The 12,430-nt window shown below is 39.5% G+C and carries 9 protein-coding genes; 1 reads left to right on the forward strand and 8 read right to left on the reverse strand.

The genetic code is table 11. The annotated features are described in order from the left end of the window. From SAGCYANO_RS07400 to SAGCYANO_RS07410, 3 genes are all read right to left on the reverse strand, one after another. Positions 1-2,956, reverse strand: a 2,956-nt coding sequence (locus SAGCYANO_RS07400) for a CHC2 zinc finger domain-containing protein (protein WP_202219491.1), incomplete at its 3' end; no start/stop codon positions are given. Between the two features lie 77 nt (positions 2,957-3,033). Continuing rightward, complete coding sequence (locus SAGCYANO_RS07405) at positions 3,034-3,609, reverse strand: bifunctional DNA primase/polymerase (protein ID WP_202219492.1); 576 nt, start codon at positions 3,607-3,609, stop codon at positions 3,034-3,036. A gap of 181 nt (positions 3,610-3,790) precedes the next feature. Continuing rightward, entirely contained in the window at positions 3,791-5,398 is a 1,608-nt protein-coding gene (locus SAGCYANO_RS07410) for a DEAD/DEAH box helicase (protein WP_307785835.1), read from the reverse strand. A gap of 119 nt (positions 5,399-5,517) precedes the next feature. Between SAGCYANO_RS07410 and SAGCYANO_RS07415 the strand changes: the two genes are divergently transcribed. Beyond that, positions 5,518-5,709: a hypothetical protein gene (locus SAGCYANO_RS07415; protein ID WP_202219494.1), complete on the forward strand. Its 192-nt coding sequence runs from the start codon at positions 5,518-5,520 to the stop codon at positions 5,707-5,709. A 514-nt stretch (positions 5,710-6,223) separates the two neighbouring features. Here the strand turns inward: SAGCYANO_RS07415 and SAGCYANO_RS07420 are convergent. The 5 genes from SAGCYANO_RS07420 to SAGCYANO_RS07440 all read right to left on the reverse strand — a co-directional run bounded on the left by SAGCYANO_RS07420 (position 6,224) and on the right by SAGCYANO_RS07440 (position 12,268). Continuing rightward, on the reverse strand, positions 6,224-6,628 hold the full coding sequence (locus tag SAGCYANO_RS07420; protein ID WP_202219495.1) for a hypothetical protein: 405 nt from the start codon (positions 6,626-6,628) through the stop codon (positions 6,224-6,226). 53 nt (positions 6,629-6,681) lie between these two features. Beyond that, positions 6,682-7,044, reverse strand: coding sequence for a four helix bundle protein (locus tag SAGCYANO_RS07425; protein WP_202219553.1), 363 nt, complete (start codon positions 7,042-7,044; stop codon positions 6,682-6,684). Positions 7,045-7,083: 39 nt separating this feature from the next. Continuing rightward, complete coding sequence (locus SAGCYANO_RS07430) at positions 7,084-10,023, reverse strand: hypothetical protein (RefSeq protein WP_202219496.1); 2,940 nt, start codon at positions 10,021-10,023, stop codon at positions 7,084-7,086. A 272-nt stretch (positions 10,024-10,295) separates the two neighbouring features. Continuing rightward, positions 10,296-11,711 (reverse strand): DNA N-6-adenine-methyltransferase, encoded by a 1,416-nt coding sequence (locus tag SAGCYANO_RS07435; protein ID WP_202219497.1) that lies wholly within the window; start codon positions 11,709-11,711, stop codon positions 10,296-10,298. 287 nt (positions 11,712-11,998) lie between these two features. Further along, positions 11,999-12,268, reverse strand: a complete 270-nt coding sequence (locus SAGCYANO_RS07440) for a hypothetical protein (RefSeq protein WP_202219498.1) — start codon at positions 12,266-12,268, stop codon at positions 11,999-12,001. Between the last annotated feature and the right edge of the window lie 162 nt (positions 12,269-12,430).

Here is a 12,430-nt window from a genome sequence, read left to right on the forward strand (position 1 = left end):
CCCAACTTTGACTACATCCCATCTCCTTAGCTATTTTCTCCTGGGTTACTTTTTGACCAAAACGTAGTAACTTCATACCCAGTTCAATGGCCATCTTAGTGTCAAGGTCTCGTCGGGTTGCAGCTTCGGGACATAAATCATAAGCCATCATTTTATTGATTTGGCATCCGGGAAATTTATCTTTTAGCTGCCAAATCAAATGTTCCGAATAATCCCCCAGTAGATGAACTTCCTTCTGTTTGTGAGGCTGTAAATGCGCTCTGAGACGACCGACTAACTGTAATTTTTCACTGACCACAGAATGCTGGATATACTCCTTAAACTCCTCAGTAGGGTTAGCAGGATTAGCATACTTACCAGTCAAAGTTCTAAAGGAAGCCGCCTTAGCACCTAGATTTGCCGTAGGGTTGCCTATAGCGATGATTACGTCATAGTCCTGGAGTATATTAGTTCCTCGGTTATCTCGCCACCAATAACCAAAATAATCAATCCCTTGTATATCTTTATAATTAGAGAGTTGCCCCTGAAAATCAATCAAAGCTATTTTCGCCTTTTTACCAAGCTGTGCTGTAAGAGATATGGAATCCGCTATAATTTTTTCTACACCTTTGATTAATCGTTTTGGTAGCGAAGCTTCACTCAATCCCTTTTCTCTCTGTTCCTTACTATCCCGTTGTGCTCCACAACTACCGAAACCACCTACTAATTTAATAACTAAATTAGTAGCAGCAGGTGTAGCGACTTTATATTCCAGGATATCCTCAGAATCAACACCTATACGCATAGCTATATCTTCAGGTCGTGCTGTTGCGTCCTTATAGATAATACTCTGAGCATTGAAAAGACTCCGCTTTACATGGTTATCTGACTGAGTTATATAAAACCCATAGCTTTTAGCTTGGATATATCCCCTACTTCCAGTCAGAACATTTAGTAGTGGAGTAACAAAGTTTAATTTACACTTTTCATCAATCCGTTTTCGTTGGATTTCCCAAGGCAAATTATCATCCTCAATCAAATTTTCTAAGTTTGGTTTATATACTTCTTTGAGGATTTGAACTACATCTTCAACAGTAGGACTTACATTGACAACCCTAATATCCTTATTTCCAAATACCCGAACTTCTCCCCAAATATTTGTATCAGTTTTAGTTAAAAATTCAACAGCAGATAAATTCCACAAAGCACGATTAATTAATTTTTCTATCCATGAACCTTTAATACTTTTTAATTGAAGTACATCACTGGAATTAGAATTGCCTGATTTAGCTTCTAAAAAAAGCGTTTTTTCTTGCTCTGTAATTAGACCATGACTACAATAAAGATCGGCTAACTTCTCAAACATTAAATTAATAAACTCATTATGATTCAATCCATTTTTCTTAATGTTGGGAGTGGAATCTATAAATACCATCATTTCCTTCATTATTTGGATTAAAGGAGAGAGAGCGCGGAAGATAGCATTGCCATAATGCAGGCCATCTACTTGATGCTTTATGAGGTTAGTTCCTAATTCATAGAAAGCTTCATTTAATGATTCACTACCTACAAATATGTCCTTTGTTGATTTAAGAATCTTGGCAGCTTCATCTACTACTGCAATATCTGTTTCAGATAGTGTAGAGAGCTGTTGAGGATGAGAACGGATAAATGGTGCGTATTGTTTAGTTTTCCAGCGCCCAACCAGCAGTGGACAAACTACTTTACCGTCCTCATTCAACAACTTGGGACATCCTTGGCATCCAGCAGAAGCTTTACCGCCGAATAGAGTCCGATTTTTAAATTCGGGGAAATATCTAAATATAGCTTCTCTGATGCAAGATGCTTCTATAGTAGGCTCTTCCTTACCTTTAGGTCGGCGGATATGAGGGTATCCCAAAGGCGTTTGCTTGGTAGTATCTTCAACTAAACCACTATGACGAGATGGCAAAACAACCGAATTACTCTCAATGCTTTCTGTAGTGGGGTTACGCGGGTCGTCACAAATATAGTAGAGAGTAGGGTCGTCTTCAGATTTTTTTTGTGTATGGGGATTGATTCCCAAATAAGGTGGTAAATTACCTGTGTCATGGCTTTTGCCAGTACCAGTACCACTAGAGTCAAACAAATTTTTGATACCGCGTTTGACCATAAGAGCTTCAAAAATATTCCTCATCCCTGGAGGAACTACATAAGCTGGACTACCTTGATTTTTCCAATCTTCAAAGTCTGTTGGTACATTCCAGTTATTAGGATCATCTCCTAATCTAATTTGAATTTTACCTAATAGTAAAGGCGGTTCCCATTTAACTATTGCTGTAGTAGTTTCTGCTAAATGTTTTGCTTCTGCAACATTCGCTTGACGAATACGTTGTTTTTCTTTGGGGTGTAGCTCTGGCGCGGGTGGTAGTTTGCCATTCCGACGGAAATACTTATAAGCAGGTCTGGCTACCTTATCTTTAAGATCTTGAGCCAGATTACTGACTGTATCTTTTAGTAGACGTGGGAACTTGTGTTTGAAGTTGTATTCAGTTTCAGGTATTAATTTAGACTGACTTTGTTTCTGCGGTGGTTTCCACTCCGGCAGTTCTACGCCAGCATCGTCAGCCAACTCTTCAACTATCTCCACAAAATCCTTGCCTGTAGGTGTGCCATGCTCACCTTTCAAAAACCAACGATATTGAACAGGATGACCGCCTTCCTGACAACCATGACAATACCAGGAATTGTCTTTTGTATTTACTTGAAATGCCGTACCGCTAGACCCGTTGTGTTGTGGACAGTAACCAACTAATTTATTGGGCCCATGCTTTTTAAATTGATGCTCGCTCCAATTATATATATCTTCTGTATTTAGCCTGGGGAGGATGTCCAGCTCTAGGATATCGGCTAAGGAGTCAGCAGTGCTGAGAGTAGGTAAGGCTTGTCTTTCTAGTTTACGTTGCTCTAAGTACCGCGCGCGTTCTGCCTTTTTCACCTCAGCTTCAGTGGTGGCCTTAGCTTCCTTGTCGGCTAGTTCTAGGAGTACATCTAGGATAGGTTGTGGGGCAATCGCTACTTCTGTATCTGCTGGGAATTTACCCAGCTATATCTACCAGTTGTTGGATGGTAGGAGGGCGGCAGAACGGACTGGCAATAATTATAACGAAATTCTAAAAGTTCGTCTGTGTCAGTTTTTAAGCCCTTCCACTCTCGGACTACAGCTCGGGTAAAGTTGGCTAATTTTTCCCTATACTCCGGCGGGATTTGAAATGCTATTTGATACCGTCCTGGTTTTCCTGATGTCCAACTTACAGATTTAGGTAAATCTGGACAAATAGCCTTGAGAATAGGTTCGGCACTAGCGCCATCTACATCTATGGCCAGCAGTCCATCGGATATCTCACCTAGTCTTACCCCATATCCAGAATCAAAAGCTGTATATGGTTTACCTTTTTTACTGACTAAATCTTGCCCTTGGGTTATGGCAGTAGTGATCGCTTCCCTACTAACTGGCTCTTCATGTTGCCAGTTACTTCTATAGGGGCGTTTTTCTCTTACTGGTGTTAATGCCAAGTTAGGAGGGATAATTCCTAAACCTTCTGCTATTTCTGAGGCTCTGGGGTGGCGATTAAATATTTTCCAATCCATTTTACACTTCCTCCTGTAAAGAAGTTTTGACAGCGGAGATTAGGGTAGTAGTTGCAGAATTTTGATGTTTGTGCAATAATTTGTTCATAAGTTTTTTCATTTTTGTTTGTTTTCTCTACGGGGGTGTTAGTCCCGTAGTTTTTTTTCTTTTCAAGCCTTATCTTCACACGCGATAGCGTAGCTAAACATAGTTATCGCGGAGCGGAACGGATGTTTGATCGCCAAAAATCATCTTCATGTGGTGTTCAACCCAACCTATGCACTGACCGTCGGCTTTCATCAGGCGGAGTAAATATTTTTGATACGCAACTTTGTCAGCCACAGTAGGTTGCGAACCAAATATGGCACCGTGCATCCATTTGTAGGGAGGCCAGTATCCATAATGAATTTGGTATTGTTTATCTGCCCAATTAGATTTTAGTCCTCGATGGTAAGCTTCTGTGAGCAGTTCATGGTAATGGCGATATTGCTTGACCTTATCTGCCGTGCAGCGTAATAGTTTGAACTCTTGAGTAGGTAAAAGTTTAGGTAATGGTGCTGCTGGATATTGATAGCCACAACAGCTACACACCTTGTCGAAATTGCGATTTATGGCGTTACAACTCGGACAAATTTTTGTGGGAGCTACACCAGTGGGGGTGTTGTCGGATTTCCCCAGGGTAAATATTGTGGTATCCTCAATGAAACCAAATCGTGCGATTATCCCTGCTTGGTCTAGAATTAAGAAGTCATGTTTACCCTTAAAGCGTCTTGCTGCACGGCCTATCTGTTGCCATGCCTTAGCCTTAGATTTAGTGGGACGACATAATAAAACGCAAGAAATGGCAGGGACATCAAAACCTTCTCCCAATGCCTCACAACTTGCTAAGACTTTGATGAGTCCTGATTGTAATTGTGAATAAATTACTTCTCGCATTTTTGTGGGCATGGTGCCGTCTACACTTGCTGCGGGGATGCCAGCTTGATTGAAGGCAGTGGCGATCGCTTTTGCGTGTGCTACATTTACAGCAAAGCCAATGGTTAATCTACCGTTGGCTAATCGCTTCCATTCGGAGACTAGAGTTTCGACGACCTTTGGCACATTGCAACGTACTACTAACTCAGAGTTATCATAATCACCTGCTACAGTCCGCACTCCTTTGAGGTCAGCACCATCAACACTGTAGTAAATTGGGGGTGTCAAGTATCCTTTGAGGATAAGTTCGCCTGGAGTTGGAGCTGCAATGAGGGTATCGAATAGGTCTGACATTGCTTCTCGTTTTGAAAGTCTCCAGGGAGTAGCGGTGAGACCTATAAAGGTGGTATTGCCAAATTCACCTTGGTAATTTTCTAATTGTCTCTTTACTACTTTGTTCCAGGCGGTTTGATGTGCTTCATCTATTAATACAATGTCAGGAGCAAACCAATTGATTTTCCTTCGACTGAGAGTTTGTGCGCTGGCTATCTGAACTTTGGCAGAGCGAGTTTCTTTGTAGCCTCCAGCAATGACTCCACATTCAATGCCGAAGTTAGCAAATTTATTTAGTGTTTGCTTGATAAGCACATCACGATGAACGATGAACAATATAGTTTTACCACTGGAATATTCTTGATGTATGAAGGAAGCAGCAATTATAGTTTTCCCTGCTCCAGTAGGGGCGACAATTAATATTCGGCGGTGGTTGTGCTTGATGAACTTGTATAGATCGTCAATAACTTGGAGCTGGTAATCTCTGAGTTGGGGAATTTGTGATGATGCTATAATGAGGTTTAGAGATAATTGTTGATCTTCTTCCAGGTTTTTGAGTATGCTGCTGTAACAATGAGGGTTGCAGCAGTTTTGTTTGAGATGCTACTGATGGTAAATTCATAAGTTTTCAGTGATTAAAAAATTTTCAGAAGTGATGGGTTGTTGTATTAAGATGTATAATGGTGAAAGTCTATGTGGGTGGGGAGTTGTCGCCTTTGATTATTTCTAAAATTTGGCGATGTGGTAGTTTGGCAGCGATCGCACTACTAGCTGCTCTTACCTTTTTGATCGGACATCCGACTGAGGAGACTACTGCTTTGCCCTTTTTGTACAAAGGTTTACCGTTTTTCCCTTTCTTATGCCAGCAGTAGTTCCAATACCAGTGTTTAGGATTGTATTGAGAACGTTGACCTTCTTTGACACGGGGATATTCAACTAACTCCAGTCTTTGTTTCGATTAATTTTGTGTATTTATGAAGCCATCCACTGCCCCCAACTGGTTTGTGTGGGAGATTTTCCTACTAGAGTACTCAGTAGAAACCCTAGAGTCTTTGTTTGGTAAAGTTTTCAGAAGTTGAGCTTTTTCACAATTAATTGGACTATCAGATAATTGGCCAACAGATGTGGATTTGTTGTTTTTCTACTGCCCCCAACTGGTTTGTTGGGAGATTTTTCTATAGAGTACTCAGTAGAAACCCTAGAGTCTTTGTTTGGTAAAGTTTTCAGAAGTTGAGCTTTTTCACAATTAATTGGACTATCAGATAATTGGCCAACAGATGTGGATTTGTTGTTTTTCTACTGCCCCCAACTGGTTTGTTGGGAGATTTTTCTATAGAGTACTCAGTAGAAACCCTAGAGTCCTGATTAAGTCTGGTTTGTAGAGTTTCAGATTTTTTGTTTTGGTAGGCCATCTTGAATTAGGCCAGGGATTGTTGATTGATTGAGGCATTCACTGTTTTCTGCTGGTTTGGACTGTGACAGTTCCCTAGAGTCCTCTGTGGAACCGCTACAATCCTGATGGTGGGTGACTCGTAGGTTTTGAGAAATTGCCTCTGGTTTCGTAGTTACACTTTCACTGGATTCCTGGCCATTGTTAAGCAAGCTTGAAAGTTCCTCTAGAGTAAGACTAAAGGGATGGGTTGTTATATGGCCTTCGGGTAGATGCTCGTCACCGGAAAAGGTGTTATAAGATTTGGTAACGCTATCACTCATACATTGTTGTGATTCTGTTTCTGTCGTGTTGTCGGAATTGTTGTTGACGTTGGTATTGTTAATAAAATGTGGATTCATTTGACTTTGGCACTCCTGTTAATAATTAACAATTAGTAATTAACAATTAATAATTATTTTTTTGTTGTTGATTTGATGATTGCGATTAAGATTTTTATGACTTCAATACAGTCTTGATTAATTGATTTAAAACCTTTTTTATTAATGTAATCAGCTTGATGTAATAGCTCTAACCAATATTGCGTTTCGTTAGCTTCTTTGATGGCAATCCGCAGTTGATGCACAAAGTCAGCACGGCTTTCCGCATATTCAGATTCACGCACTAAAGCACCAATTGCTGTACCACTCCGAAGTATTTGTTTTGATAAAACATACTCTTTTTTATCCTGGTTTAGATATTGTGATAACTTAACTATTCGTAGTGCAAATTTGAAAGATTTGTTTTGGATTACATTATTTTTTCCATGATTTTTAATTCCTAATTATTAATTATTAATTGTTAATTATTAATTGTTTTAGAAAGGTATTAAGTCTTCTTGTGTTGCCGTCTGTTCAGCATTTTGGGAAATAAAGTCTTGCCAACACGCTGTCGCTGCTTTTTCGATGGTGTCGTAGTATGGTCCGAAAACGTTGGGACTGACGTACCATTTGCCAAATCCTGCTTTGTTTTTGCTTTTATTGCAAAGGTTGATTTTCCCGCATTTCTGCGTTCCGTTCCAAACTATGTAAGTCTCACTACGGTTAAACATTGATGTGTCTTTGAGCCAATGTAGTCTTTCAGGATGTTCTTCTGTATTGGTCTGTGACTGTTCTGTGGTTGTGGATGTGTTCAACTCATCAGAAGTTTGACTATCAGTAATATCTAAGTAGGCAGCATTATTTAATAAGTCTTGCCAAGTGATAGTATCATTGTTTTTGTGGCTGTCTTTAATTGTTTGCTCCAAAACGCTATGGTCAATATAATTATTGATATTAACCTCTTTACCTGTTTCTAAGTCATAACAGACTCGATCTATATCAATACCATATAGTTCTTTCATTTTGTCGTTCAACTTGACAGTAGGGAAAAGTGTGGAAGTATTATCATCAAAGGTTTTCATTGAACAGGGATAGAGGTTTTCAGACCCACGGTAAAACCAAAGTACGTTTCCAGAGCGAGAGGTACGGATGCTCTCTAACCCATCAAATACAGCAGTCATTTGGTCGAGCAGGTCTAATGGTAATGGTGAGTTTTCACCTATTTGCTCTGCGTTATTTTCAGGCTTTTCCTTATTAGGGATAAAATCAAACCGAATTACCCATGCTATTTGTTGGTCGTTACCATCAAAGAATTTGTTGATGAATTCTGCGCGTGATAGTTCTGGAAAACCTTCTGCTGCTAAGTCAGAAGTGGGTATATCGGCTAATTTTTCTTGGTAAGGTTGATGGGTGAGTTTGATGTAACCAACTTGCTTACCACCAACTCGATAGCTTTTCGTTAGTGCAGGGTAGAGAAACTCTCCCGGTCTGGCATTCCAGTCATTAAGGAAGCGTTTGGCGTAGCTATCTTTCCACATCCTCCGCGTGACTGTTTTTTGTTCTGATAGTAGCTGTGGTAGGGTTAAACCGAAGCTGATACTTTTGCCATTTACTTGATAGTTTAATTCCTCTACTGGAGGCTTTTTTGTCATTTTTTGCTCACTGCTAGATTCCTGTTCAGAGGTTTGAAGATCAGAGCGTTCGGTTGTTGGTGTGATGACGACTGGTTTGAGGTGATAGAACTTATAGGGGATATTAAGATTTACTAAAAATGCTTCTAGGTCGAAGTTATATTTAGCCAGTTCACCAATTAATTTTTGTTCTATTTCTAGTTCGTTTTCCTCGTTGTGGTGGATGCTACCTACTTTTGTACCGTAATGCCATGCAGTGAGGTCTACCTCATCATGGCTTACCGTAAAACCTTCGAGCTTTTCGAGTTTTACTTTGATGGCATCCATCCAGGTCAGGTCTTCCCAGATTAGGTCTTCGTTGTCATCAGGAAAGCTAGAAGCAGTAGTATTTTCAACGACTTCTGAGTTTTCTTTGTTGGTATTAGTGTTGTTAACAGTAGTTGCTGCTATCAGACCGCCAAATTTCAGTGCAGCAAAGTTTTCTGCTGTGGGTTCATCGCTTAATGCTTCAGTGTGAAGGCTGTCATTTTTAGCTGTCTGTTGAGCTGCAATATAACGGAGCAAACCAATGTTTACTTGTTCTGGCACATTATCCCCGTGGTCTAAGGAGTTCAGCCATTGAATAGTGGCTACTTGTCCATTGACTAACTGTAGTACTCCTTGTAGTCCGCGTCCCTCTTTCCAAGTGGGAGCGACGACGCATCCAGGGATAAAGATGGCTGGATTACTTTTGCCAATATGCTCGAATGGGTCTAGTTCAAAGCAATTATCAAGTGATGCGAATTCTATCGATTCAATTAAACCTTTGATGTCGATTCCGTAGGAGATTTTGAGGTTTGCTATTAAGCCTTCTTCTGCTACTAATTTATTTGGATTTAGTTCGACAGAACCTAGTCTGTATTTCTGTTGATAGAAGGTTAATTTGTTGTTGTTTTTTTGAATGTTTAAGTCGGTTTGGTATGATTGGATTGCTGAAAATAATGTGTCTAATTCTTCTTTTGTTGATTCAATTGTCTGACTGCCATTATTGTTAGGGTTTTTGGGAGAGGGAGTCGGAGTAATGGAGCCTCCATTATTAGTGTCATTATCATCAGTTTGTTCGGGGTCCTTTTCAAATATTTTTTGATGTTTATGGCGTATAGTTTCTGTCAATTCGTTCCAGGGTGGAGTTGATTCTACAAGTTTATTGAGTAGATTATTGGCAGTTTCCAAGTCTTGTTCATTCCAGGTTTCTTTAATTAGTAATTCTTTGATGGGTTCCGAAGTGATGATGTAATTTTCTATTTCAATTGATTGTTCACCTTTGATAATATCAATGGTTAGTTGATTGAGTAGAAATGAATATTGTTCTAATAGATTATTAATCAACTCTTCGTCTGGTTTGATTTCTAAATCATTAACTTTGACGGAGCCTAAGTAATTTTCTAACCATTCTTTACCGTTGTAAGCTTTAAATATTTCTCCTTGACGGATGACGATGAAATTCAAATGATTAGAGAGGCAGTGGAGTGCATTTTGGAGAGTGTCTAGATGGTTCAATTCTTGTTCTAAACTACTTACTCCTGTTAGATAATCACGATAATTACCTAGCTTTTGTTTTTCGATGTCTTCGATTAAAGTACCTATGTCGATGCTGTACAAGTCTTCGAGTAGGTGGTATTCGCGTTCTGGAATTTCTAACGTATCATTGCTTTTGAGAAAGATTGTGCCTAATTGATTTTCTCCCGACAGGATATGAGCTGTGTTTGAGTTTTCTTCCCTAGTTATTTTAAGTAAGTCCGTGTCGTAACTGTTAATGGTGTCCATCAACAATTCAAGGTTGTCAATGATAGGGCAGTCAAACCACCAAGTTGCTCTTTCGATCGCTTCTTCTATCGTCTTGACATCGTTGATAAATCGGGTTTCGTGGGAGACTAGGAAGGGGAAGGTTTTCCCATGTTCTGTGTGAGAAATATCAGTTACTTTTACCCAATTACTACTGTTTTGTGTGTCTGATGAGTAGATAAATATTTGATTATTATCTATGGTTTTTATTACCCAATTTTCTAATAGTAATGGTGTGATTCTTTCTGTGAGTGTTAATGTTTTTCTACTTCTTTGGGGTCAACTTCAACTTCAACCTGTGTAGATTCGTTTTTTGTTGGTAACTTTACTTCTCCAAACTGAGAAAATACTTGTCTAAATTTCTCTATATTTTCTCCCCAATAGACTAGACAATGTGACTGACGTGCGGGTAGTTTTGGTTGGTAATTAACGTCTAGGAATTTAATCCTTCCTTTCCAAAAACAGATGGGTTGATTCCACAGTGGTTTAAACCATTTAGTATCTGTTGATGCTGGCAAGAGAGCGATCGCTTCTGTGACGTTACTGTCATTAACTTCTGAAATCAGTTTCTCTATCCATTTACCAGGACAGCTATAGGGTGGGTTGATGAATACTTTCCCAAACCATACACAAGCAAGTCCATCTTCTCTTATGGTTTTGTGGTATTTTGCTGGTATGTGTTTTCCGTCGTCAGAACAGGGGTCTAGGTCTATTTTTCCTAACACAAGTTCTACTAATTCAACAATCTCTGGTGGTGTGTACCAACAGTCTGAGGATTTTGGTTTAGCTGTTTCTATTTTTGAAGAATTGGATATTGGTGGCTCTTTTTTTACTAAACCTGTTAAGATTTCAGCAAACTCATGAACATCTCCCGAATAGTAAACTTTTTCATACCCAGGACGAAAATACCAATAACTACCGTCGTTATAGCCTACTTCAATACTTTCTTGATTTGGGATATAAGAAGTGCCCAACTTACCTACAGTACAGCTTGAATGACTTTTGACAAACTTACCTCCTACTTTTTCTGGCACATTGTACAATCTCTGTAGAATGGCTTCTACTGCATCGGGTTTACCTGCTTTGAATTCTTCCCAGATAGCCTCCGCAAATAGTTTAGTAGAGTTATCTGGTTGAATCCAGTTTCCTGAGTTGGTTTTTTGTTTAAACTTGATTTCATGCTCATCTTTGATATCGTCCGGAATTATCCGGAAATACCTTTTAAAAGAACCTTTTTTTACTTCTCCGGTACTGCTGTTGTACCAAGTGACAGTAGGAACCGTAGCTACATCTACTATCTCAGCAGTGTCTATTTGGGTATTTTCTGCTGCCTTAAGCTGAGGAGTTATGCTATCTTTTGATTTCTGCTCCGCTAAAACTATATCCGTTTTTATACCTTTCAATATTTCAGCAAAGGCAAGAAGGTCGCCAGAACAGTAAACTTTGTTGCGACCAGGACGGATATACCAAAAGTTACCGTCGTTATGACCTACCTCGATATCTTCATTCTCGATCTGAAAAACGCCAAAAGTTTCATTTAGATGGAAAGTGCCGGAAGTACCTAAATTACATAAAGAAGCAGTAAACTTACCTCCTACTTCCTCTGCTGCTTCGTACAATTTCTGTCGAAAATTTTCAGCAGGTTTTCCTAGTTTGAATTCTTTCTCCACCCTATCTATTAAGGGTTGAGTAGTGGGATTGATATCTTTACTCCACCTCTTGGCGGATTCAGATTTTTTGAGACCTACTTGATGTTGATTTTGTTTGTTGTTCCAAAGTACCCGAAAATACCTTCGTTCGTTCCCTGCACTTACTTCTCCACTGATGGAGTTGTACCAAGTTACATCAACATCTTTTGATGCGTTCTCTGTTGCAGGCAGTTCTGTCTGATTGTCTAGACTATTATCATCTAGACAATTACTACTTTCGGTATATTTTGAGGGTTTTGTGTCCGAGACTACATTTTTTGTTCGTCTTTTCGATAATCGCCATCAACTATTTCAATTACTCGCAGTGTTGGTGACGGTAATGTTGGTAAGATTAATCCGAGTTGCTCGGCAACATCGGCTCGATATACGGGATACTTTTCGAGTATTGGAGCCAACTCTCCTGTTAATGCGGAAATTTTTGTATCCGCATTACTCATGTCTTCTAGACGTTCTTGTTCTTGCTGTAGCTGGACTTGAAGAATTCTCACCAGCTCTTGTTGGCTTTGTAGATGTATCATAATGAATTTTATTGATATCGTTTACAGAATTTCCTGGTTGCAGACAGTGGGAATTCCGTGTACATCAGAGAGTGGTGGGTTGCGGGGGTTAATTGAAAATCTTGTATATACGATTCGCGATCTGAAATAACACAACTGCAGCTATATACAGTATAGTTTGGT

The organism is Okeania sp. KiyG1 (assembly GCF_014132355.1).
Lineage (GTDB): Bacteria > Cyanobacteriota > Cyanobacteriia > Cyanobacteriales > Microcoleaceae > Okeania.